The sequence below is a fragment of the Burkholderia sp. Leaf177 genome (assembly GCF_001424345.1).
GTDB lineage: Bacteria > Pseudomonadota > Gammaproteobacteria > Burkholderiales > Burkholderiaceae > Caballeronia.
Genome location: NZ_LMPF01000007.1, coordinates 1 through 24,331 on the forward strand (window position 1 = coordinate 1; position 24,331 = coordinate 24,331).

21 protein-coding genes and 1 pseudogene are annotated in these 24,331 nt (G+C 59.4%); 3 read left to right on the top strand and 19 right to left on the bottom strand.

Annotated elements, in window-relative coordinates; translation table 11 throughout:
- Window positions 1–159: pseudogene (locus tag ASG35_RS30715) on the bottom strand (electron transfer flavoprotein subunit beta/FixA family protein); the annotation flags it as partial.
- A gap of 303 nt (window positions 160–462) precedes the next feature.
- On the opposite strand from ASG35_RS30715, the gene ASG35_RS09190 reads away from it, so the two are divergent.
- On the top strand, window positions 463–1,320 hold the full coding sequence (locus ASG35_RS09190) for an alpha/beta hydrolase (protein WP_056355962.1): 858 nt from the start codon (window positions 463–465) through the stop codon (window positions 1,318–1,320).
- Window positions 1,321–1,326: 6 nt separating this feature from the next.
- Here the strand turns inward: ASG35_RS09190 and ASG35_RS09195 are convergent, their stop codons facing one another.
- A complete protein-coding gene (locus ASG35_RS09195; protein WP_056355805.1) occupies window positions 1,327–2,250 on the bottom strand; it encodes a histone deacetylase family protein in 924 nt (307 codons plus the stop codon).
- Between the two features lie 298 nt (window positions 2,251–2,548).
- Between ASG35_RS09195 and mltB the strand changes: the two genes are divergently transcribed.
- Window positions 2,549–3,730, top strand: coding sequence for a lytic murein transglycosylase B (gene mltB / locus ASG35_RS09205; RefSeq protein ID WP_056355809.1), 1,182 nt, complete (start codon window positions 2,549–2,551; stop codon window positions 3,728–3,730).
- A gap of 69 nt (window positions 3,731–3,799) precedes the next feature.
- Here the strand turns inward: mltB and cysM are convergent, their stop codons facing one another.
- The 17 genes from cysM to gyrA form a co-directional block, all read right to left on the bottom strand.
- On the bottom strand, window positions 3,800–4,702 hold the full coding sequence (gene cysM, locus ASG35_RS09210) for a cysteine synthase CysM (RefSeq protein WP_056355811.1): 903 nt from the start codon (window positions 4,700–4,702) through the stop codon (window positions 3,800–3,802).
- A gap of 178 nt (window positions 4,703–4,880) precedes the next feature.
- Window positions 4,881–5,237 carry a ComEA family DNA-binding protein gene (locus tag ASG35_RS09215; RefSeq protein WP_056355813.1) on the bottom strand — a complete coding sequence of 119 codons (357 nt, stop codon included), beginning with the start codon at window positions 5,235–5,237 and terminating at the stop codon, window positions 4,881–4,883.
- A gap of 74 nt (window positions 5,238–5,311) precedes the next feature.
- Complete coding sequence (gene rfaD, locus ASG35_RS09220; RefSeq protein WP_056355815.1) at window positions 5,312–6,304, bottom strand: ADP-glyceromanno-heptose 6-epimerase; 993 nt, start codon at window positions 6,302–6,304, stop codon at window positions 5,312–5,314.
- Between the two features lie 19 nt (window positions 6,305–6,323).
- Window positions 6,324–7,298, bottom strand: coding sequence for a D-glycero-beta-D-manno-heptose-7-phosphate kinase (gene rfaE1 / locus ASG35_RS09225; RefSeq protein WP_056355817.1), 975 nt, complete (start codon window positions 7,296–7,298; stop codon window positions 6,324–6,326).
- Entirely contained in the window at window positions 7,276–8,667 is a 1,392-nt protein-coding gene (locus tag ASG35_RS09230) for a UDP-glucose dehydrogenase family protein (protein ID WP_056355818.1), read from the bottom strand. Before ASG35_RS09230 ends, rfaE1 begins: the two co-directional genes overlap by 23 nt.
- A gap of 120 nt (window positions 8,668–8,787) precedes the next feature.
- A complete protein-coding gene (gene lapB / locus ASG35_RS09235; RefSeq protein ID WP_056355820.1) occupies window positions 8,788–9,963 on the bottom strand; it encodes a lipopolysaccharide assembly protein LapB in 1,176 nt (391 codons plus the stop codon).
- A 70-nt stretch (window positions 9,964–10,033) separates the two neighbouring features.
- Window positions 10,034–10,327 (bottom strand): LapA family protein, encoded by a 294-nt coding sequence (locus ASG35_RS09240; protein ID WP_056355823.1) that lies wholly within the window; start codon window positions 10,325–10,327, stop codon window positions 10,034–10,036.
- A 301-nt stretch (window positions 10,328–10,628) separates the two neighbouring features.
- The gene (locus ASG35_RS09245; protein ID WP_056355824.1) at window positions 10,629–10,967 is read right to left on the bottom strand and encodes an integration host factor subunit beta; all 339 of its coding nucleotides are present in this window, start codon (window positions 10,965–10,967) and stop codon (window positions 10,629–10,631) included.
- 20 nt (window positions 10,968–10,987) lie between these two features.
- Entirely contained in the window at window positions 10,988–12,703 is a 1,716-nt protein-coding gene (rpsA, locus tag ASG35_RS09250) for a 30S ribosomal protein S1 (protein WP_047844853.1), read from the bottom strand.
- 183 nt (window positions 12,704–12,886) lie between these two features.
- Window positions 12,887–13,567 (bottom strand): (d)CMP kinase, encoded by a 681-nt coding sequence (gene cmk, locus ASG35_RS09255; protein ID WP_056355825.1) that lies wholly within the window; start codon window positions 13,565–13,567, stop codon window positions 12,887–12,889.
- Between the two features lie 55 nt (window positions 13,568–13,622).
- Window positions 13,623–14,927 (bottom strand): 3-phosphoshikimate 1-carboxyvinyltransferase, encoded by a 1,305-nt coding sequence (aroA, locus tag ASG35_RS09260; protein ID WP_056355826.1) that lies wholly within the window; start codon window positions 14,925–14,927, stop codon window positions 13,623–13,625.
- A gap of 16 nt (window positions 14,928–14,943) precedes the next feature.
- Window positions 14,944–15,882 (bottom strand): prephenate dehydrogenase, encoded by a 939-nt coding sequence (locus tag ASG35_RS09265; protein ID WP_056355827.1) that lies wholly within the window; start codon window positions 15,880–15,882, stop codon window positions 14,944–14,946.
- 79 nt (window positions 15,883–15,961) lie between these two features.
- Window positions 15,962–17,077 (bottom strand): histidinol-phosphate transaminase, encoded by a 1,116-nt coding sequence (hisC, locus tag ASG35_RS09270; RefSeq protein ID WP_056355829.1) that lies wholly within the window; start codon window positions 17,075–17,077, stop codon window positions 15,962–15,964.
- Between the two features lie 27 nt (window positions 17,078–17,104).
- Window positions 17,105–18,187 carry a prephenate dehydratase gene (gene pheA, locus ASG35_RS09275; RefSeq protein ID WP_056355830.1) on the bottom strand — a complete coding sequence of 361 codons (1,083 nt, stop codon included), beginning with the start codon at window positions 18,185–18,187 and terminating at the stop codon, window positions 17,105–17,107.
- Between the two features lie 50 nt (window positions 18,188–18,237).
- The gene (gene serC / locus ASG35_RS09280; protein ID WP_056355832.1) at window positions 18,238–19,320 is read right to left on the bottom strand and encodes a 3-phosphoserine/phosphohydroxythreonine transaminase; all 1,083 of its coding nucleotides are present in this window, start codon (window positions 19,318–19,320) and stop codon (window positions 18,238–18,240) included.
- A gap of 171 nt (window positions 19,321–19,491) precedes the next feature.
- Window positions 19,492–20,097 (bottom strand): DUF2059 domain-containing protein, encoded by a 606-nt coding sequence (locus ASG35_RS09285; RefSeq protein ID WP_056355964.1) that lies wholly within the window; start codon window positions 20,095–20,097, stop codon window positions 19,492–19,494.
- 132 nt (window positions 20,098–20,229) lie between these two features.
- Window positions 20,230–22,908 carry a DNA gyrase subunit A gene (gene gyrA, locus ASG35_RS09290; RefSeq protein ID WP_056355834.1) on the bottom strand — a complete coding sequence of 893 codons (2,679 nt, stop codon included), beginning with the start codon at window positions 22,906–22,908 and terminating at the stop codon, window positions 20,230–20,232.
- 676 nt (window positions 22,909–23,584) lie between these two features.
- On the opposite strand from gyrA, the gene ompA reads away from it, so the two are divergent.
- Window positions 23,585–24,241, top strand: coding sequence for an outer membrane protein OmpA (ompA, locus tag ASG35_RS09295; RefSeq protein ID WP_056355836.1), 657 nt, complete (start codon window positions 23,585–23,587; stop codon window positions 24,239–24,241).
- The last annotated feature ends 90 nt before the right edge of the window (window positions 24,242–24,331 follow it).

A 24,331-nucleotide genomic window follows, 5' to 3' on the forward strand; every position in this document is an offset into this window, starting at 1 on the left:
GCCCGCTTCACGCAGACGCACGGCTTCTTCGACGGCGATTTCATCGAACGGGTTCATTGACATCTTTACGTTCGCGATATCGACTGCACTGCCATCCGGCTTTACCCGGACTTTCACGTTGTAGTCGACCACGCGTTTGACTGGTACCAAGATTTTCATGCACACGCTCCTGAGTTACGAATACGTCACCAATCCCATTATAACGAGTGACTCAAGTCACCGAACGCCAACGACGGATCGGTGACGACCGGCCGCCGGAGAATCCCCTAAACTTTAAGCAATCAGTAAATGCTGATTTATTACAGAACGATCGTTCTATTTTACGCGCGATCTGCAGTCCAGGACAATCGGGGAATTGCTCTAAAAGCATTGCGCGCGGCGCAGGCGCTATCATCGGCGCCATCCTGATATTGCAGATCCGCCATGCCAAAAGTCGAGCGCAGCACGTATTCAACCAGCAGCATTGCCACGCGCGATGGCATCGATCTTTATCTTCATCGATGGGAAGCCGCTCCGTCGTTCGCGAAGCCGCTTGCGAGAATTGCGCTGGTTCACGGTCTGGCCGAACACGCGCGGCGATACGAGGCGCTGGCGCTGCGGTTGAACGCGGCGGGCATTGAATTGATCGCGATGGATCTGCGCGGTCACGGCAAATCGCCGGGCGAACGTGTGTGGATCAACTCGTTCGATGAGTATCTGCTCGATACCGACGCCCTGCTCGCCGCCGCAAAGACGACCACGCCTGCGGACGTGCCGTTGCTGTTGATGGGTCACAGCATGGGCGGCGCCATCGCGGCGTTGTATGCGGCCGAGCGGTTGGCGGATAGCGGCTCGAAGCTCGCAGGTCTGATTCTGTCGAGCGCTGCGCTGAAAATGCCGGCCAGTGCGTCGCGATGGAAACTCGCGATGGGCGGCACGATCAGCCGCTTCATGCCGCGCTTTCCCGCGATGACCATCGACCCGGCCGCGTTGTCGCGCGCAAATGGCGTGGTCGAAGCGAACCGGCGCGATCCGCTCGTGCATCATCAGGCGATCCCCGCGCGGACGGTTGCTCAAATCGGAGAAGCAATGGCGCGCATCGAGGCGAAACGGGCATCGATCAAATTACCGTTGTTCGTCTTTCACGGCACGCAGGACGCGCTGACCAATCCCGATGGCGCTCGCGAGTTCGAAGCCCATGCCGGTTCCACGGACAAGACGCTGCTGATGCTGGAAGGCAGTTATCACGAGACGCTCAACGACCTGGACCGTGACCGCGTGATCAAGGCGTTGATCGACTGGACGCTCGTGCGCGCCGATCTGCAAAGAATGCGGATGTAGCGCGCTTCAAATCTCGGCCAGCGCGCGCACGTGCGCGACCACGCTGCGACCGAGCGCCGACAGGTTATAACCGCCCTCGAGCGAACTCACGATGCGCCCCTTCGCATGCCGCTTCGCCACCGCGCGGATCTGCTCGGTGAGCCACGTATAGTCGTCCTCGACCAGACCCATATTGCCGAGATCATCTTCGCGATGTGCATCGAAACCTGCCGAGACGAAGATCATCTCGGGCTTGAATTCGTCGAGCTTCGGCAACCACATCATGTCGACGGCTTCACGCACGGCCATGCCCTTCGTGCGCGCGGGCATTGGCAGATTGACCATGTTCGGCGCGTGATTGTCGGCGCCGCTGTATGGATAAAACGGATGCTGGAAAAAGCTGCACATCAGCACGCGTGGGTCGCCGGAAAACGCGGCTTCGGTGCCGTTGCCGTGATGTACATCGAAATCGATTATCGCCACGCGCTGCAGCCCATGCACTTCGAGCGCATGCCGCGCGGCAATGGCGATATTGTTGAAAAAGCAGAAGCCCATCGCGCGCGCCGGTTCGGCGTGATGTCCTGGCGGACGCACGCTGCAGAACGCGTTGTCATACGTGCCGGCGATCACGGCGTCCGTTGCCGCGATAGTCGCGCCCGCCGCGCGCAATGCCGCCTGATAGGAGCCGGGCGACATTAGCGTGTCGGGATCGATTTCAGCGCGTCCCGTCAATGGCGCGGTTTGTTTCACAAAGTCGATATGCGCCCGCGTATGAACCCGCGCCAGATCCTCGACGCTCGCGAGCGGCGCTTCTTCGCGCTCGATCCCGGAATCGATACGACTCGCAATCAACTGATCTTCAATGGCCTGCAGGCGCGCCGGACACTCGGGATGCCACGGCCCCATGTCGTGAAGAAGGCAATCTGGATGGGTATAGAAACCGGTAGCCATGGTTTTTGCCGCGCAAGCTGAGCATCTCGCGCGTGTCTCGAATCGTTCGGGTGTTTTTGTCGTACGCGATGCCGTTTCATTGCCATCAGCATGGCCGAAAGGCGCATCGCGCGGGTTCTCGTTAAGTTACCACACTGAAATCGATCCGCAGATGAACAGCGCTTTTGTGAGCTTGCACGCCTATTGCGTGGCTTTCGGGATAGCCACGAAAACACGTCGGTTATACTGATCCGACTCTTGTATGCCCTGCGCGTATTTCCAGCGCGCCTCGCGGTACACCGCCATAATTTCGCACACTATGAACTTTAAGTTTGCTTTGTCCGTCTTGCCTTTTTCGGCGCGATCCGCGCAACTCGCAACACTGCGCCTCGCCTCTATCGCCTGCTTCGTTGGCGTGATCGGCACAGTCGGCATCGGCCGGGCAGCGGCGCAAGGCTCGCCTCAACCGGCGGTGCCGCAGGGGCAAGACTTCGAAGAAGAGATCGTGCCGCAGCGCTACGCGAATAATCCCAATGTGGACGCGTTCATCAACGATCTCGTCGCGCGTTATGACTTCGATTCCGGCTCGCTGCACGCGCTGTTCAATCGCGTGAGTTATTCCGCAACGGCCGTCAAGCTCGTCCTGCCTTCACCTACGCCCGCCACCAAGAACTGGCGTGCATATCAGTCGCGTTTCATAGAGCCGGTGCGGATTGCCGCCGGCGTGAAGTTCTGGCGCGCGAATCAGGCCGCGTTGCAACGGGCATCGGATCAATATGGCGTGCCGCCGGAAGCGATTGTCGGGATCATTGGCGTGGAGACCATTTATGGCCGATACATGGGCAATTTCCGCGCGCTCGACGCGTTGACTACGCTGACCTTCGACTATCCGAACACGCCGAATCGCGAAGAACGTCAGGCGACGTTCCGCAAGAACCTCGAAGACCTGCTGGTCTGGACGCACGATCAACAGATCGATCCGACTACCGTGCTGGGCTCGTACACGGGCGCTATCGGCATTCCACAATTCCTGCCTAGCAGCATCGTTAAATACGCGGTGGACTTCGACGGCAATGGCCATATCGATTTGCGCACGAGCACGGCGGACGCCATCGGCAGCGTGGCGAACTACCTGAAGCAGCATGGCTGGGAGTCCGGGCGTCCGGTGGTCTGGAAAATCGCGGGCGACGTTGGCAGCCAGGGCATTGCGCAAGCTGCCGCCGACGGTCAGCCCGAACCGCACTGGTCCCTCGCGCAGCTACTCAAGGCGGGCATGCTGATGGGCGGGCCGGGACTCAACACCGCGGCTGAAGCGGGCACGCCGGTGACGGTCGTCGATCTGCCAACGCCGGGCCGGGCCACCGAGTACACGCTTGGCTTGAACAACTTCTACGTGCTGACCCGGTACAACCGCAGTTTCTTCTATGCGCTCGCTGTGTATCAGCTGGGCGAAGCGGTGAAAGCGCAGATGAACGCCGGCGGATCAGTAGCTTCGCGATAAACCACGTTTTACTCAGACGTTAAAAAGCCCGGAACTTCCGGGCTTTTTAACGTCCGGCGTTTGCCGATATCAAGCTGGAAACACGCCCGTCGACAGATAGCGGTCGCCACGATCGCAGACCACGAAGACGATGGTCGCGTTCTCGACCTGACGTGCAACGCGCAACGCCACTTCGCACGCGCCGGCGGCGGAGATGCCGCAAAAAATGCCTTCCACCGATGCCAATCGCCGCGCCATGGCTTCGGACGCCGCCTGGCTCACACTTTCAGTACGATCCACGCGGCTTCGAACGAAGATCTTCGGCAAGTAAGCCTCTGGCCATTTGCGAATGCCTGGAATGCGCGAACCTTCTTCCGGCTGCGCGCCGACGATTTCGATCTTCTCGTTCTTTTCCTTCAGATACTGCGACACGCCCATGATCGTGCCGGTCGTGCCCATCGCGGAAACGAAGTGAGTGATGCGCCCTTCGGTGTCCTGCCACAATTCCGGACCCGTAGTCTCGTAGTGGGCAAGCGGGTTATCGGGATTGGCAAACTGATCCAGGATGATGCCTTTGCCGTCGCGCTGCATTTGTTCGGCCAGATCGCGCGCGTATTCCATGCCACCGGTCACAGGCGTCAGCACGATTTCCGCGCCATATGCGGCCATGCTCTGACGACGCTCGATCGACAAATCTTCCGGCATCAGCAGGACCATTTTGTAGCCGCGAATGGCGGCAGCCATGGCGAGCGCAATGCCGGTATTGCCGCTGGTCGATTCAATCAGCGTGTCGCCGGGTTTTATGCGCCCGCGCTCTTCCGCCTTCTTGATCATCGATAAAGCCGGGCGATCCTTCACAGAACCCGCCGGATTATTACCCTCGAGCTTGCCGAGGATCACGTTGTTTCGCGCGCGAATCTCGTCGTCCGGAATCCGGACCAGTTGAACCAGCGGCGTATTGCCGATGGTGTCTTCGATAGTTTTGTAAGCCATAGCCGGGTTCGTTGCGAAGCGTAGAGCTTTTGATTGTAGCCCACAGGTCTTTTTGATGCCGCCCGGCCCTATTGGGCAAGGGGATGTACAGGCTTTGAAATCACGGCTTCGATTTCGCGGCTTGGAAGCCGGAAGCGCATCGGCCGGCCAGGCGCGCCAGCCAATGCGTTTTACCGCGCTACTTCTTGACGACGACCGCGCCGGCGGCCGGCTTGGCGACGGCACCCGTGGCAGGCTTTCCTGCTCCGTTGACGGTAGCCACGGCAGCGCCCGAGCCTTTGCCTATAGTCAGCCCTTCGGCTTGCAAACGCTCGACCGTCTTGCCGCCCATTCCCTTTACGCGCTTGCTGAGCTCAGCCGCATCTTTGAATGGACCATGTGCCTCGCGTTCATCGAGAATGGCTTTCGCTTTGGCCGGACCAATGCCCTTGATACCGCGCAATGCGTCGGAATTGGCTGCGTTGATATCGACGGCTGCGAATGCCGACGCCATGGAAACAGCCAGCGTGAATGCCGCAATAAACTTCTTGATCATGTGAGTCTCCCTTGAAAACCGGTCCGCGCTGATCGCTGACCGGGAGACCCAGTGTAGGAAAATGGCAAGCGCTTTTATAGCTGACCGAATAGCCAACGCACGTATCGGTCGACGCCTTCCTGCACCGTCAAAAACGGCGCGTCGTATCCGGCTGCGCGCAGCTTCGACTGATCTGCCTGCGTGAAGCATTGATACTTGCCGCGCAGTGCGTCGGGGAATGGAATGTATTCGATCAAGCCGCGCTGCACGAGCTCGGCCAGCGACAAGGGCGCTTCGCCGTTGATGGCGCGCAACGAATTCACGACGGTCGATGCAATGTCGTTGAACGGCTGCGCACGCCCTGTGCCGAGATTGAAGATGCCCGACTTCTCCGGATGATCGAAGAAATGCAGGTTCACCTTCGTCACGTCTTCCACGGATACGAAATCGCGCGTCTGTTCACCCGCGCCGTACCCGTTGTATTCGCCGAACAACTTGACCTTTCCTTCGGCGCGGAACTGGTTGAAATTGTGGAACGCCACGGATGCCATGCGTCCCTTGTGGGTTTCGCGCTGACCGTACACGTTGAAATACCGGAAGCCAACAATCTGGCTTTTCGCGGCAGGAAGGAGCTGGCGGATGATTTGATCGAAGAGGAATTTCGAATAGCCGTAAACATTCAGCGGCTTTTCGAGTTCGCGGCTTTCCACGAATTCGCTCGATCCGCCATACACGGCCGCCGACGATGCATACAGGAACTGCACGCCGTTTGTGAGGCACGTGTCCAGCACGTCACGGCTATAACGGAAGTTGTTTTCCATCATGTAACGGCCGTCGGTCTCCATGGTGTCGGAGCACGCGCCTTCATGGAAAACCGCTTTGACCTTGCCGAAATCACCGCGTTTAAAGCGCGCGACGAACTCGGTTTTATCGAGGTAATCGTCGATCTCGCAATCGACCAGGTTCTTGAATTTGTCGGCGCGCGTGAGGTTGTCAACCGCGATCACCCGCTGTTCGCCGCGCTCGTTGAGCGCCTTGACGATGTTGCTGCCGATAAACCCGGCCGCGCCGGTAACGATGATTGTCATGGTGGTTTTAGCCGAAAGGTCAGGCGAAAAGTTCGTTGTAGTCGACGGTCGCCGTACCTAGTTTTCCGACGACAATTCCCGCCGCGCGGTTGGCGTAAGCGATACAGTCGATCAGCGGCACGCCCGCGCCCAGCATGGTTGCAACGGTTGCAATGACCGTGTCTCCGGCACCCGAAACATCATACACTTCGCGTGCATCGGCCTGCGTGTGGACGACCTGGTCGGCCGTGAACAGCGTCATGCCCTCCTCCGAGCGCGTCAGCAGCAGTGCGCTGATTTCCAGCGATTCACGCAGCGCGGTCACTCGTTGAAGCAAATCCTCTTCGGAACTCCAGCGCCCGACCACTTCACGCAACTCGGCACGGTTCGGCGTGATCAGCGTGGCGCCGCGATAACGGTCCCAATCGTCGCCCTTCGGATCGACGAGAACCGCTTTGCCAGCGCGGCGGGCGTCGGCGATCATCTGCGTGACGTGAGTCAGACCGCCCTTCGCGTAATCCGACATCAGGATCACATCGTGTTGCGGCAAAAGGGTTTCGAAGCGCGCGAGACACGCGCTCAGCACTTCGTGCGTGGGCGAGTTCTCGAAGTCCACGCGCAGCAATTGTTGCTGGCGCGACAAGACACGCAATTTGATGGTCGTAAGCAACGACGGATCGCGCTCCAGATGAGCGGTGACGCGGCTTTCGTCGAGCAACTGGACGATGCATTCACCCGGCTCATCGTGCCCGACCACGCACAGGAGGCCCGCTTGCGCGCCAAGCGCCGCCGCGTTGCGCGCCACGTTGGCCGCGCCGCCTAGCCGGTCTTCCTTGCGCTGCACGTGCACGACCGGCACCGGCGCTTCCGGCGAGATGCGGTTCACGTCGCCGAACCAGTAACGGTCGAGCATCACGTCGCCTACGACCAGCACGCGCGCCGCGGCAATGCGCGCGCGCGGGACCGGCGTGACGGGAGCCGCCGACGCGACGTCAGACGTGAGTGAGTTCGACATGAGGACGTCCTATTGCAAAATAATCGATGCCGAGTTGCGCCATCGCTTCAGGTTCATACAGATTGCGGCCATCGAAGATGACGGGCATCTTGAGCTCACTCTTCAGATGCGCGAAATCCGGGCTCTTGAACTCCTTCCACTCGGTCACGATCACGAGCGCATCCGCGCCCGGCAACGCGTCCTTTTGCGAATCGACAAAATGCAGGCGTTCGAGCTGATCGGGTTTATCGGCGAGATCGAGCGCGAAAACGCGACGGCTTTCGGCCAGCGCCACGGGGTCGTAGGCGCGCACCGTTGCGCCGCGCTCAAGCAAGGCGCCAACCAGACGGCGGCTCGATGCTTCGCGCATGTCGTCGGTGTTCGGCTTGAACGCCAAACCCCACACGGCGAATGTGCGCCCGCGAAGGTCCTCGCCCATGCGCTTCGTGATCTTCGCGACGAGCACTTCCTTTTGCAGGTCGTTCACTTCTTCGACCGCTTCGAGAATCCTCAGCCGATGCCCGTTTTCACGCGCCGTTTGCGCGAGCGCCTGCACGTCTTTCGGGAAACACGAACCGCCGTAACCGCAACCTGCATACAAGAAGTGATAGCCGATACGCGGATCCGAGCCAATCCCGCGGCGCACTGCCTCGATGTCCGCGCCCACTGCATCCGCGAGATTCGACAGATCGTTCATGAACGAAATGCGCGTGGCCAGCATGGCGTTGGCCGCGTACTTCGTGAATTCAGCCGAACGCACGTCCATATACAGCGTGCGTTCGTGATTGCGGTTGAACGGCGCGTAGAGAAGCTTGATCTTTTCTCGCGCGCGCTGGCCGGCTTCGTCGTCGTCAACGCCGAGCACGATTCGGTCGGGACGCATGAAGTCGTCGACCGCCGCGCCTTCTTTCAGGAACTCCGGATTCGACAGCACGGAAAAGCCGTTTTGCCCCGTCGGCTCGATGCCGCGCGAACGCAATTCCTCTTCGACTACGCGCCGAACGTGCTGCGCAGTACCGACGGGAACCGTGGATTTATCGACGATGACCTTGAAGCCGTTCGCGTACCGGCCGATATTGCGCGCCGCTTCCAGCACGTATTGCAGATCGGCCGACCCGTCTTCGTCCGGCGGCGTTCCTACGGCGATGAACTGGATTTCGCCATGTTCCACGCTTTCTTTAATGTCAGTCGAAAAGCGAATCCGGCCCGCCGCGCGCGTGCGCTTGAGCATCTCGTGGAGGCCCGGCTCGTGGATCGGCACGCCGCCGCTGTTGAGGATGCCGATCTTGTTCGGATCGACGTCGAGGCACAGTACGTCGTTGCCGATTTCGGCGAGGCAAGCGCCGGTCACAAGTCCGACGTAGCCCGTTCCGATGATGGATATTTTCATATGCGTTCCGGAGAATCCGGTGAATGTCGAGGCATCAGACCACAAGGGCCACGATGTCCGATCAATTTAAACGATGCATGCACTACCGTGATCGCAGTCCCTGGTGGATACAACCTGCGTTCAAGCGGCGGCCGTGATCGGCTCGACCCGGCGCGGTGCATAAGTTTCCCAGCCACTGCAGCCCGGACATTGCCAATAAAAAAGACGCGCGCGAAAACCGCAATTCTGGCACGTGTAGCGCGGCAAATTCTTGGTCCGCTGCTTGACCAGCGCACGCATGAGTTCGAGCTCGCTACGGCGCGGTTCCTCGGCGGTTGCAACCTGCGCTTCGAGCAGCCGCGTCATGCCTGCAAGGTTCGGCGACGTCTGCATCTGATGGCGCGCGAGCGTGTGCGCGGCGTCGAGTCCACGCAATTCCGAGACATGCTTGAACGCTACATCGAGCAGATCGTTGGTTGGGTAACGGTTCACGAAGTCGACCAGCAGATCCACGCCCTCAGCCGTCCGGCCAAGTTGCGAATAAGCCTGCACCAGCTTTTCGGCGACCAGCGGCAGATACGCGGCATTCTGCGCCTCCACGCGACGCCAGCATGCAATCGCCGCTTCAAGATCGCCGCCGGCTGCGTCGACATCGCCTACCAGGATTGTCGCGCGCACGTTTTCCGGATTTGCCGCGAGCGCGAGTTTCAACTCGGCGCGTGCATCGGCGGGATTCTTTCGTTGCAGCGCTTCCTGGGCGAGTTCGCAGTGAAACTGCGCCACTTCTTTTGCGAGCGAAGCGGCGCCCATCTGCTCGATACGTTCGGCCGTGGCGATCGATTTGTTCCAGTCCTTCTCGATCTCATAAATGGTCAACAGCGCACGCTGCGCGCCCAGCGCATATTCGCCCGCCTCGAGCGACCGGAATGTTTCTTCGGCGCGATCCAGCAGACCTGCCTTCAAAAAGTCCTGCCCGAGTTCATACAACGCATGATCGCGCTCGGCGACCGGCAAATCGGGACGGCTCAGCAGATTCTGATGCACGCGGATTGCGCGGTCTGTTTCACCGCGCCGGCGAAAGAGGTTGCCGAGCGCAAAGTGCAGTTCGATGGTTTCGGGATCGAGCTTCGCCACTTCGATGAACGCATCGATGGCTTTGTCGTGTTGCTCGTTCAGCAGGAAATTGAGGCCGCGGAAGTACGAGCGCGGCAGGTTGGCGTTTTCGGACAGCAACGTTTTCAGGTCATAGCGGGACGCCATCCAGCCAAGAGCAAATGCGACCGGAATGACAAGCAGCCACCAGAAGTCTAGATCCATGCGATTTCTTGTTTGAGGTTAATTGCCGGACACGGCGGGCTGCATGAGACGGACGCCCGGCGCATGCCGATCAAATCAGCGGCGGCATGGGCGGATCTTGCGGTACGACGGGGATATCCCGCGCCGTACGCAACTCCCGCTTGAGCCGGGCATTTTCCATCCTCAGGCGAAACACCGTTGGCAAAGAAGAAAGCAATCCAGCCAGCAAGCCGACCACAAAAAACGCCAGACCAATCAGGATGAGCGGTGCGTCCCACGAATATCCGGCGAGAAAATTGAGCCTCGCGGTTTGCGTGTTGGCGAGCGCGAGCACCAGCAATACGATGAAAACGAGGATACGAATTAGCCAGACAAAAAATTTCATATGGGTCTCTTTGACGGCGGTAACTGGATGAAGCGACCTGCGACTTAAGGGGCTGCGAACATGAGATGTGCAAATTGCACGCCATATCGCCGGAAGTCATGAGCGTCCGGTATTGTAATTGATGCGTATGGAGCAAAGCGCAAAGGCGCGGAGATGTAGGCCGATCGGTCTATTTTTATACCGCTGCGGATTGCCGCATGAACATAAACACGGGCATAAAAAAAGCACCCTGACGGGTGCTTTTTTCGGTCATTTGCCGCTGGCGGCGCGGCGCTTGAACCAGAAGGAATCCGGACGCTGGTCAAACATCGTCGTCTTCGTCGCTATCCGGTTCGTTCGACTGTTTCAGCGGTTCGCCCGCACGGCCGTCGACACGTTCGCGCAACTCCTTGCCTGGTTTGAAGTGCGGTACGAATTTCTCCGGTACCAGCACTTTCTCACCTGACTTAGGATTGCGGCCAACGCGCGATGGCCGGCGATTGAGGCCGAAACTGCCAAAGCCGCGAATTTCAATACGATGACCGTTCGCCAAAGCGTCCGACATTGCATCGAGCATCGTCTTCACCGCGAAATCCGCATCTTTAAGTACAAGTTGCGGAAATCGCAGCGCCAGTTGGGCGACCAATTCCGATTTGGTCATGCTGCAGCAATACCTGCGGCTTAGCCGTTCTGGCCGTCGAGCTTGGCCTTCAACAGCGCGCCAAGGTTCGTCGTGCCGGTTGCAGCCGTGCTCGAGTCAGCCGAAGCCAGACCACGGATGGCTTCCTGTTGCTCGGCCGAATCCTTGGCCTTGATCGACAGGTTGATGCCACGCGACTTGCGATCAATGTTGATGATCATCGCGTTGACCTTGTCGCCTTCCTTCAGCACGTTGCGAGCATCTTCCACGCGGTCCTGAGCAATTTCCGACGCGCGGAGATAACCTTCCACGTCCGCCGTCAACGTCACGACTGCGCCTTTCGCGTCAACCGACTTGACCACGCCGTCAACCGTCGCGCCCTTGTCGTTCATTGCCACGAAGTTGCTGAACGGATCGCCTTCGAGCTGCTTGATGCCCAGCGAGATGCGTTCCTTCTCCACGTCGATGCCCAGAACGATTGCCTGAACTTCGTCGCCCTTCTTGTACTTGCGAACAGCTTCTTCGCCCGTTTCGCTCCACGACAGGTCCGAGAGGTGAACCAGACCGTCGATACCGCCCGGCAAACCGATGAACACGCCGAAGTCGGTAATCGACTTGATGGCGCCTTCCAGCTTGTCGCCCTTCTTGAAGTTGCGGCTGAAGTCGTCCCACGGGTTCGGCTTGCACTGCTTCATGCCGAGGCTGATACGGCGGCGGTCTTCATCGATTTCGAGAACCATGACTTCGACTTCGTCACCGAGTTGCACAACTTTCGACGGTGCAACGTTCTTGTTCGTCCAGTCCATTTCCGACACGTGAACCAAGCCTTCGATGCCCGATTCCACTTCGACGAATGCGCCGTAGTCAGTGATGTTCGTGACCTTGCCGAACAGACGCGTGCCCGACGGGTAACGGCGGGAAATGCCTTCCCACGGATCGTCGCCGAGTTGCTTGATACCGAGCGAAACGCGGTTCTTCTCTTGGTCGAACTTGAGGATCTTGGCGGTGACTTCCTGGCCAACCGACAAAACTTCGCTCGGGTGACGCACACGACGCCAGGCGATGTCCGTGATGTGCAGCAGGCCGTCGATACCACCGAGGTCCACGAATGCGCCGTAGTCCGTGATGTTCTTGACCACGCCTTCCACGATCGCGCCTTCCTTCAGCGTTTCGAGCAGCTTTGCGCGCTCTTCGCCTTGTGTGGCTTCGATCACGGCGCGGCGCGACAACACGACGTTGTTGCGCTTGCGGTCGAGCTTGATCACGCGGAATTCGAGTGTCTTGCCTTCGTACGGGGTCGTGTCCTTGACCGGACGCGTGTCGACCAGCGAACCCGGCAGGAACGCGCGGATGCCGTTGACCATCACGGTCATGCCGCCCTTGACTTTGCCCGTGATCGTGCCGGTCACGAGTTCGTTGTTGTCCAGCGCTTTTTCCAGCGACAGCCACGAAGCCAGACGCTTCGCCTTGTCACGCGACAGGATGGTGTCGCCATAACCATTTTCCAGGGCGTCGATAGCCACGGAAACAAAGTCGCCCGCCTGCACTTCTACCTCGCCCGCGTCGTTCAGGAATTCTTCGAGCGGAATGTAGGCTTCGGACTTGAGACCCGCGTTGACGACCACGAAATTGTGGTCGACGCGCACGACTTCGGCGGAGATGACTTCACCCGCACGCATGTCCTGCTTGGTCAACGACTCTTCGAACAGAGCCGCAAAAGATTCGGTATTCGGGGTAGATGTTTGCAGGTCGGACATAAAAATCTATAGTTGCGCGGCTACTTCGCGTTTGCCTGCCCGAACCATTCGGGCAAATTACAAAGAAACAAAAGAAGCGAGCACCACACGGGGTTGAGGGGTTAAAACACGCTCCATGTTTCTCATGGAGCTCCAACGCAAAGCCAACCAACTTGTCGGCTTTTTGCAACGAGTTACCGCAACTCAGACGGGAATTGCCTTGTACCAACCGATGATCTGATCGACAGCCTGGTCGATGGATAGCCCGGAGGTGTCCAGCGTCTTCGCGTCCACTGCTGGCTTGAGCGGCGCGGTTGCACGGCTGCTGTCCCGTGCGTCCCGCTCGCGCAAATCTCGCAGCAAGTCTTCCATATTAGCAGAAAAGCCTTTTTGTATCAATTGCTTATGCCGGCGCGCGGCGCGGGCTTCTGCACTCGCCGTGAGAAATACCTTGAGCGTTGCATCGGGGAAAATAACGGTTCCCATGTCGCGACCGTCCGCAACCAGCCCCGGAGGCTTGCGGAACGCCCGCTGACGGGCAATCAGCGCCGTCCTAACCTGGCTGTGGACCGCTATGGCCGAGGCGCGTTTGCCGATTTCTTCGGCGCGGATTTCGGTGGACACATCCACGCCGTCGAGCTGCGCCAAGCCTTCGCGAAACGTGATGTGAAGCTCGGCGACGAGTTTCGCGAGCGCATCGCCGTTTTCGGGTTCAACGCTGTAGCGCGCGCTCGCCAACGCCGTCAGCCGATACAACGCACCGCTGTCGAGCAGATGGAAACCCAGCGTGGCGGCGACCACGGCAGCGACGGTGCCTTTGCCCGACGCCGTCGGGCCGTCGATGGTGATCACCGGCGTTTGATGAAAGGGACGTGTCGGTTTCATCGAAGACACACCGGACGGCCGAAAAAAGCGCGCTTATATATAGTAGTCACGGTCATCACGCCTTCGCCAGCCTCGCAAATTGCTCGAAATAATCCGGGAAGGTCTTCCCCACGCATTTCGGATCGTTGATGCGAACCGGCACGCCGCCCAGACTGACGAGCGAGAAACACATCGCCATGCGATGGTCGTCGTAGGTATCGATAGCGGCGTTCGGGGTCAACTGCGCCGGCGGCGTGACTACGAGGAAATCCGCGCCCTCCTCGACCGTTGCGCCGACCTTGCGCAATTCCGTGGCCATTGCGGCAATGCGGTCCGTTTCCTTGACGCGCCAGCTCGCGATATTACGCAGCGTGGTCGTGCCGTTCGCGAACAAGGCGGCGACCGCGATGGTCATCGCGGCATCGGGGATCAGGTTGAAATCCATGTCGATGGGCATCAGCTTGCCGTCGTCGGACTCCACGCCGCGCACTTCGATCCAGTCGTCGCCAAGCATCACGTTCGCGCCCATGCGGATCAGCGCGTCGGCGAAATTCACGTCGCCCTGGATGCTCGCGCGGCCCACGCCTTCAACGCGCAGCGGACCGCCGCCCAGTGCGCCGGCCGCAAGGAAATATGACGCCGACGACGCATCGCCTTCCACTGCAATCGTGCCCGGCGATGCATAACGCGCGCCAGCCGGCAACGTGAAACGCGACCAGCCGTCGCGTTCTACGGTCAGGCCAAAACGCTCCATCAGCTTGATCGTGATATCGATGTACGGCTTCGAAATCAGCTCACCTTCCACTTCGATCACAATCGGGCCGCGCGAATTTTTCGCGAGCGGCAAGCTCATCAGCAAAGCGGTCAGGAACTGGCTGGAAACGTCGCCGCGAACCTTGATCGGTTGATCGACGGAAATCTCAGCCGGATGAATGCGCAACGGCGGGAAACCGGCATTCGCTTCGTAATCGATCGACGCGCCAATCTGACGCAGGCCGTCGACGAGATCGCCGATCGGCCGTTCATGCATGCGCGGCACGCCGTGCACACGATATTCGCCGCCGTTCAGCGCCAGCGCCGCCGTCAGCGGACGCACCGCCGTTCCCGCGTTGCCGAGGAAAAGCTCCGCCAATTTCACCGGAAATCCGCCGCCCGTTCCCTTCACGACGCAACGCTCGCCATCGTTTTTCACTTCGACGCCAAGCGTGTCGAGCGCGGCGAGCATCACGCGGGTATCGTCGGAATCCAGCAGATTGGTGATGACCGTTTCGCCTTCGGCCAACGCCGCGAGCAGCAAGACGCGGTTCGAAATGCTCTTCGATCCGGGCAGCCGGACCGTGCCGGACGCACGTGAAAAAGGTCCGAGATCGAGGTGTTCCATGTACAGGTCCAGTTAACTATTGTGCGGAATCGTCGGCGGTTTTGAGCCCGCCGCCTTGTTGCCATTGGCTGCGCGCCGTTCGCGAGCGCTCGAATGCGGCTTCAAGCGCGGCTGCGTCCGAGTCCTCGATTGCCTGGCGAAAACGCGCGAGCACGGCGGTGTAAGCATCGATTTCAGTCAGAAGCGCAGCCCGGTTCGCGATGCACACGTCGCGCCACATTTCCGGGCTCGACGCCGCGATGCGCGTGAAATCGCGAAACCCGCCTGCCGCGAACGAAAACTTCAGCGCGGCGTCCGGCGCTTCCAGGATCTGCTCGACGAGCGCGAACGACAACACATGCGGCAAATGGCTGACCGATGCAAACACACCGTCATGCTGCTCAGCGCTCATCATGTGCACCGAAGCGCCGGTCGCGCGCCACATCTCGGCGACGCGCTCGACGGATTCCGGCGCGTTTTCGGGCAACGGACAGAGCACGACGTTTCTATCGACGTAAAGATCGGGCAGCGCGGCATCCACGCCGCTCGATTCACGGCCGGCTATTGGATGGCCCGGCACGAACTGCGCAGCCCGCGCGCCAAGCGCCGCACGCGCTGCGACAACCGCGTCGCTTTTTGTGCTGCCGGCATCGGTGACTATAGTGCGTGCATCGAGGAACGGCACGATCCTTTGCAGCAACGGCTCGGTCTGCGCAACGGGCGCAGCGATCAGTACGAAATCGGCATCGTGCAAGGCTTGCTTGAGCGCGTTGTCGTCGTCGAGAAACACGGCCGAATCGATCACGCCGAGTTCCAGCGCGCGCTCGACGGATTTCGCCGAACGGCCAACGCCGATGATTTCGCCCGTCGCGCCAGCGTGAACGCGCACGGCGTGTACACGCAACGCGCGCGCGAGCGATCCGCCGATCAGACCGACGCCGAAAATCACGAGTTTATTGAATGAGAACGCGGCCACGAGACATCGATAAAAACGCGCCCGAAGGCGCGAAGGGTGAACAATCGAGGGCTTTATGACTCAAGCCCATGGCAAACAATCAGGCCGTCGCCGACAGCGCCTTTTCGAGCGCGGCAATAAACGCCTGGTTTTCTTCCGGCAAACCGATCGTGATGCGCAGCCACGGCAACAAGCCATAATTTGCAACGGGCCGTACGATCACGCCTTGCTTGAGCAACGCGAGATTCACGCGCTGCCCGGCGGCGTCGTCATTGCCCACGCGCACCATCACGAAGTTGCCATCGGACGGAACATATTCGAGGCCCAGATTATCGAACGCTTCGGTGAGCCGGCGATAACCCGCCGCGTTGATCTCCGCGCTTTTCGCGAGAAACGCCGTATCTTTCAGCGCGGCAATCGCGGCGGCTTGCGCCAGCGAATTCACGTTGAACGGCTGACGCAGTCGGTTCAGCAAATCGGTTTGTTCCGGCTGGGCGATGGCAAAACCCACGCGCAATCCGGCCAGGCCAAACGCCTTGGAGAACGTGCGCGACACGATCAGGTTCGGATATCGACGCACCCATTCAATTGAATCGTAGCGTTTGTCCTTCGCGAGATATTCCGTGTACGCCTCGTCCAGCACAACGGCGACGTGGCGCGGAACACGCGAGATAAACGCCTCGAGCGCGGGACCTTCGATAAACGTGCCAGTCGGATTGTTCGGATTCGCGACGAACACAAGGCGTGTATCGTCGGCGATTGCCGCGAGCATCGCGTCGAGATCGTGACCGTATTTCACAGCCGGGACGACAATCGCGCGCGCGCCCAGACCTTGCGTGGCAAGCGCGTAGACGGCGAACGAGTACTGCGAATACACGACCGACTGGCCCTTTTCCACCAGCGCATGCGCGGCGATTTCGAGAATGTCGTTGCTGCCGTTGCCAAGCGTGATCCATTCCGGCGGCACGCCATAACGTTCGCCGAGCGCAGCCTTCAACTCGAAGCCGTTCGAATCCGGATAACGACCGAGTTCAGCCATGGCTTCCGCCATCGCGCGCTTGGCGGATTCGGGCATGCCCAGTGGATTTTCGTTCGACGCGAGCTTCACGATATCTGCTTCGTTCAGCCCGAATTCACGCGCCACTTCCGAGATCGGCTTACCGGCAATATAGGGCGCGATCGCGCGCACGTAGGAAGGGCCGAATTGCGATGTCATAGTTTCTCCAGCGTTTTTATCAGGGAATCAGCGAGCGCGCGGGTATGACCCGAGAACCTTGAGAAATTCGGCCTTTTCGCCGAGTTCGGCGAGCGCGCCGGCCACGGCCGTATCGTCGCGATGGCCTTCCACATCGATATAAAAGTAGTACTCCCATGTGCCGACGCGCGCCGGACGCGACTCGAAACGCGTCATCGACACACCAAACCGCGCCAGCGGTTCAAGCAGCTTGAGCAATGCGCCCGGCTCGTTCGCCACCGAAACAATCAGCGACGTCTGGTCGAAGCCGCTCACGCCCGTGCGTTCCTTGCCGATCATTACGAAGCGCGTGCGGTTGTGCGGATCGTCCTGAATCATGGATCGCACTACGCCTAAGCCGTAATGTGTCGCCGCGCGATCGCCCGCGATTGCCGCGATGCTCGGGTCGCCAACAGCCAACCGCGCCGCTTCCGCGTTGCTCGATACCGCCTGACGCGCCAAAGTAGGCGCGTTAGCGGTCAGCCAATGTTGACATTGCGCGAGCGCTTGCGGATGCGCGAACACGCGCGTCACGCCGTCGAGCGTGCCGGACGCCGTCAGCAAATTATGGTGAATCGGCAAAGCCAGCTCGCCGCCAATCACAAGCGACGTCTGCAACAACAAATCGAGCGTCCGCGATACCGCGCCTTCCGCCGAATTCTCGACCGGCACAACGCCAAATTCGGCTGCGCCCGCTTCAACGGAGCGAAACACTTCGTCGATGGAAGGACACGGCAAACCTTCAATGGAATGTCCGAAATATTCGAACATCGCCTGCTCGCTGTACGTGCCGACCGGTCCGAGAAACGCGGCACGCAGCGTTTGTTCGAGCGCGCGGCTCGCCGCCATGATTTCGCGCCAGATCGAGCTGATGTGATCGTCGGCAAGCGGGCCTTCGCTCATGTCCTGAAGCCGCGCGATCACCTGCAGTTCGCGCTCCGGGCGGAACACGGGCGCGTTGAAATGCTTCTTCACCTCGCCCACTTCGAGCGCGACCGCGGCGCGCTGATTCAGGAGCGCGATGAGCTGCGCGTCGAGCGCATCGATGCGCTCACGCAGCGGTTTGAGTTGAGAATTAAGGTCGTCGTCCATGCGATGTCTGGTTCAAGTCGGATAAGCGTGGTGAAGCATTGGAGGACAAATCAGGCGCTGGTCTGCTCGAAATCCTTCATATACTCGACAAGCGTCTTCACCGCTTCGAGCGGCACGGCGTTATAGATGGACGCTCGCATGCCGCCGACCGACTTGTGGCCTTTCAGCTGCAGCAGGCCCCGCGCTCTCGCGCCGGCCAGGAATGCTTCGTTACGGGTTTCGTCGGCGAGAAAAAACGGTACGTTCATTCTCGAACGCGACTGACGCTCAACTTTGTTCAAATAGAAGCTGCTCGAGTCGATGGTGTCATACAGCATCGACGATTTTTCGATGCTGCGCGCTTCCATGGCTTCGAGCCCGCCCTGCTTTTTCAGCCACTTGAAAACGAGGCCGGCAATATAAATGGCGTAGGTAGGCGGCGTGTTGTACATCGAATTGTTCGCGGCAATGGTCTTCCATTCGAACGCCGAAGGGCAGATGGCCAGTGCGCGATCGAGCAGATCCTCGCGCACGATCACGACCGTCACGCCCGCCATGCCAATGTTCTTCTGCGCGCCGCCAAAGAGCACGCCGTACTTGGCGATGTCCATTGGCCGCGAAAGAATATGCGACGAAGCGTCGGCAACCAGCGGCACGGAACCGAGATCCGGAATCTCGAAGGTCTCCACGCCATCGATGGTTTCGTTCGTGCAAAGGTGGACGTACGCGGGATCCTCGGAAAGATGCCATTCGGCGATCTTCGGAACGTGGGTGAAACCTTCCTCCGTCTTCCCGTTTGCCGCGATGTGCGGCGTGCCGTATTTCTGCGCTTCCTTGAACGATTTCTGCGACCATGAACCAGTCACCACGAAATCCGCCGTCTTGCGCGATCCGAGCAAGTTCAGCGGCACAATCGCGTTTTCGCCAATCCCGCCGCCCTGCAAAAACAGGATCCTGTGCGATGCCGGAACCTTGAGCAAGTCGCGGAGATCGGTCAGCGCCGCTTCGTGGATCGACATGAACTCGGCGCCGCGATGACTCATTTCCATCACGCTCATGCCGCTGCCGTTCCAGTCGAGCATTTCGTCGGCAGCTTGACGGAGTACTTCTTCGGGCATTGCAGCAGGACCAGCGGAGAAATTGAATACGCGCATAAGAATAGAGACCCCGAAAAGCCGGACGCGGTCAGGAAGAGATCAAAACCGCGCCTGAAAAAGAAATGGCTGTTTGCGTATGCACGCAAACAGCCATTATCGCACCGTCCCGAAAACCCGCCAAACTAGAGCCGCGTTAGCGGCCGCGGGTTTCAGCGGCCCGGCTTGAGCTTACTTGGCCGGCTTGACCGACGCCACTTCCTTGTCTGCTTGCGTACGCGTCGCCTTAATGGCTTGCGGCATGTACTTTTGCATCAGGCCGTTCACCACGTCACGACCAACCTGGTCCTGAACCTGGATGAACTTGCGTCCTGTCGGGCTCTTGTAGAACGTCGTCAGGTCGTTGATTTCAGCCGTGGTGTAGTACTTCGCGTATGCGTCGTACTGAGCTTGCATGGCGTCCTGGCGGAACGAGTCCGTTGCGAACACTTGACCAGCAGAGTCGACCAGCTTCGGTACCGTGTCCTTCTGGAGCTGAGGAACGGCAGCTTGTTTCTGCTTGTCGTTCAGCGTCTTGTTTTCGCTCAAAGCGTCGGACAGGATGGCCGGAACCAGTTGCTTCGACTGCATTTGCGCGCTGTTACCAATGGCGCCGACGAGCTTTTGCGCGTCGATTGCGTCCAGCAGGCTCTTGATCGCAGCTTGCTTCGCCGGATCCGGAGCCGCTGTAGCCGCAGCCGGTGCCGGCGCTGCCGATTGGCTCTGGAGCGATTGAGCCGATGCGAAAGCCGGTACCAAAGCAGCCAGCAAGATCCATTGTTTAAACTGTTTTTGCATCATTACTCCCTTAAAAAATTTTCGTTTCTACCGCTGCGCGAGTCGGCATGTCACGTGGGACATGCTCGGATTCGCGCAGCTTATAGATTCAAGCTTTCAGAAACAGAACGAGTGCTCGTCGGCAGGCAGCGATCAGGACGTTGTGTCTTCGCCGCCCTCGGACGTGTCGTCGGGACTGTCGCCAGCGTCGCTGGCCGATGGTGTGTCGAGTGTGTCAGACGCGTCACCTTCCAGATCCGCGTCGAGTTCGACCGCCACTTCCGCCTCGGCGATGTGCTGCAGGCCGGATAACTTCGTGCCGTCGTCAAGACTGATGAGTGTAACACCTTGGGTTGCACGGCCCATCTCACGGATCTCGGACACGCGCGTGCGGATCAGCACACCCGTATTGGTGATCAGCATGATCTCGCTTTCCGGCTCGACGAGCGTTGCGGCAACCACCTTGCCGTTACGTTCCGATGTCTGGATCGCGATCATGCCCTTCGTGCCACGACCATGACGCGTGTACTCGCCAATCGGCGTGCGCTTGCCGAAACCGTTCTCGGTCGCGGTCAGCACAGACTGGTTCTCGCCGCCCGCAACCAGCAGCGCGATAACCTGTTGCCCGTCTTCCAGCTGCATGCCGCGCACGCCGCGCGCTTCACGGCCCATGGCGCGAACATCGTTTTCGTCGAAGCGAACTGCCTTGCCCGAATCCGAAAACAGCATCACGTCGTGTTCACCATCCGTGATCGCGGCGCCGATCAGGAAATCACCCTCGTCCAGTCCGACCGCGATAATGCCCTTGCGCAGCGGCCGGCTGAAAGCTTCCAGCGGCGTCTTCTTGACCGTACCCAAAGACGTCGCCATGAAGACGTACTTATCAGCCGAGAATTCCTTGATCGGCAATACGACGTTGATCTTCTCGCCGTCCTGCAGCGGGAACATATTGACGATCGGACGGCCGCGCGAATTCCGCGAACCTTGTGGGACTTCGTAGACCTTGATCCAGTACACGCGCCCGCGATTCGAGAAACACAACATGTGATCGTGCGTGTTCGCGATGAACAACGTGTCGATCCAGTCGTCTTCCTTCATCTGCGTGGCCTGCTTGCCGCGGCCGCCGCGCTTTTGCGCCCGATATTCGGAAAGCGGCTGCGATTTTACGTAGCCGGTATGAGACATGGTCACGACCATTTCCTGCGGCGTGATCAGGTCTTCGGTGTTCAGCTCCGTGGCATTCAGTTCGATGCGCGAACGGCGGTCGTCGCCAAACTCGTTGCGAACCGTACCCAATTCATCAACGATGATCTGCCGAATCCGCTCCGGCCGCGCGAGGATATCGAGCAAGTCGGCGATCTGCGCCATGACGTCCTTGTACTCGCCGACGATCTTGTCCTGCTCCAGACCGGTCAGGCGTTGCAAGCGCATTTGCAGAATTTCCTGCGCCTGAACGTCGGAAAGCTTGTACAAGCCATCGGCCTGCATGCCGTAGGCCGGATTCAGACCTTCCGGCCGATACGCCTGACGTCCGCCTGACGCTTCGGTTTCCGCGCGCGACAGCATTTCGCGGACGATTTCCGAATCCCAGGCGTTGTTCATCAAGTCCTGCTTCGCGATCGGCGGAGTCGGAGCGGCCTTGATGATCCGAATGAATTCGTCGATATTCGCGAGCGCTACCGCCAGACCTTCCAGCACGTGTCCGCGATCCCGCGCTTTACGCAGTTCGTATACAGTGCGCCGCGTCAGCACTTCCCGCCGATGCGACAGGAAGCACTCCAGCATTTGCTTCAGGTTGAGCAGGCGCGGCTGGCCGTCGACCAGCGCGACCATGTTCATGCCGAACGTGTCCTGAAGCTGCGTCAGCTTGTACAGGTTGTTCAGCACCACTTCGGGCACTTCGCCGCGCTTGAGCTCAACCACGACGCGCATGCCGCTCTTGTCGGATTCGTCGCGGATGTCCGAGATGCCTTCGATCTTCTTCTCGTTCACCAGCTCGGCGATGCGCTCGAGCAGCGTGCGTTTGTTCACCTGATACGGGATTTCGTCGACGATGATCGCCATGCGCTGGCCGCGATCGATCTCCTCGAAGTGCGTGGTTGCACGCATCACGACGCGTCCGCGCCCCGTGCGATACCCGTCTTTCACGCCCGACACACCGTAAATCACGCCGTAGGTCGGGAAGTCCGGCCCCGGAACGATTTCCATCAGTTCGTCGATCGTGCTGTCAGGGTTGTTCAGCAGATGCATGCAGGCATCGACGATTTCGCGCAGGTTGTGCGGCGGAATGTTCGTCGCCATGCCAACCGCGATGCCGGCCGAGCCGTTGATCAGCAGATTGGGAATCCGCGCCGGCAGAACCAGCGGCTCGCTTTCGCTGCCGTCGTAGTTCGGACCGAAGTCGACCGTTTCCTTGTCGATATCCGCCAGCAGTTCGTGGCCGATCTTCGCCATGCGGATTTCGGTGTATCGCATGGCCGCGGCGTTGTCGCCGTCGACCGAACCGAAATTGCCCTGACCGTCGACCAGCATGTAGCGGAGCGAAAACGGTTGCGCCATCCGCACGATGGTGTCGTACACCGACTGGTCGCCGTGCGGGTGATATTTACCGATCACGTCGCCAACAATACGCGCCGACTTCTTATATGCGCGATTCCAGTCGTTGTTCAGCTCGTGCATGGAATACAGCGCGCGACGGTGGACAGGCTTCAAGCCGTCGCGGACATCGGGCAGCGCTCGCCCCACGATCACGCTCATCGCGTAATCGAGATATGAGCGGCGCATTTCCTCCTCGAGGGAGATTGGCAGGGTCTCTTTGGCGAATTGATCCATTTATCCGTGTCTTGAACTGTGCGGCGCCGGCACGGAATAAACATCCCTTTCGCGACGTTTTCCCTCAATTCACCGGCGTTTAGCATCGGCATTGCGAACGCAACGCATCACGCGATTCTAACATGCGCGGCATCCGCGCCCGGCAGTGGCGCGTATATACATACAGTGCGCACGCGGGCGAACGGCGTGGACGTAAAAGCGCGAAGGGAACTTTTTCACGGGTTTGCAACGCATTTGTAGCGCAAGCTTACAATTTGCTTCGCGCGACTCAGTGAAAACGTCAGACTAACCCGCTATGATCGCGATTCCCGGGTTTTGGACGTCGCCGATTTAGCGCGAAAAACCACGGAAAAAAATGTATTGATGTTTTGCGAAAAAGTTCCGGGTGGGCACGTATCATGCGCATAAGACGCGCATATCAAACCCTGCTTTTCCCATGCCCCGTCTTGTTGCGCATGCACCACATAAGGTTGCGGGCGTTGGGGCCCCGGGGATATTTTTATCGTTGCAAGGGAACGATATGGCAAAATGCCAACGCACAAAGTTAGACACTGCTCGAAGTCTACACACAGCGTTTTGTTCCGCGGTAATGTTATACTTCGAGCAATGTATGACTTGTCTTTGTCAACAAGGCTCGCAGTAAACCTGCGGTAATCTCAATTTCGAGAGGAGAAATATGAATAAACTTTCAAAGCTCGCGTTCATTGCAGCTACCGCAGTTATGGCTGCATCGGCTATGGCGCAATCGGTCCCGGCTTCACGTCAGGCAGTCAATGACAACTGGGTGAACGGCACGGGCGAATATGTGTGGATGAACGGTACGAACGAGCTTTGCTGGCGCGATGCGTTCTGGACCCCGGCTACGGCAAACGCAAAGTGCGATGGCGCGCTGGTTGCGCAAGCACCGACGCCGCCGGCTCCGGTCGCTCCGGTTGCGCCGGTCATCCAAAGCCAGAAGGTTACGTACCAAGCTGACGCTCTGTTCGACTTCGACAAGGCAATCCTGAAGCCGGCTGGTAAGGCTAAGCTTGACGATCTCGCATCGAAGATTGGCGACCTGAACCTGGAAGTCGTGGTTGCTACGGGTTACACCGACCGCATTGGTTCGGACAAGTACAACGATCGTCTGTCCCTGCGTCGTGCACAAGCGGTCAAGGCATACTTGGTCAGCAAGGGCATCGAAGCCAACCGTATCTATACGGAAGGCAAGGGCAAGCGCAACCCGGTTACCACCGGTTGCAACCAGAAGAACCACAAGCAGCTTATCGCTTGCCTCGCACCGGATCGTCGCGTGGAAGTGGAAGTTGTTGGAACCTCGCGTCAGCCGCAATAATTCGCGACTGATTGCCGCAGGATCAAAGCCCCGCTTCGGCGGGGCTTTTTTTATGGGCGCGCGCCAGCCCAAGCCGAGCTTCTCTCCCCG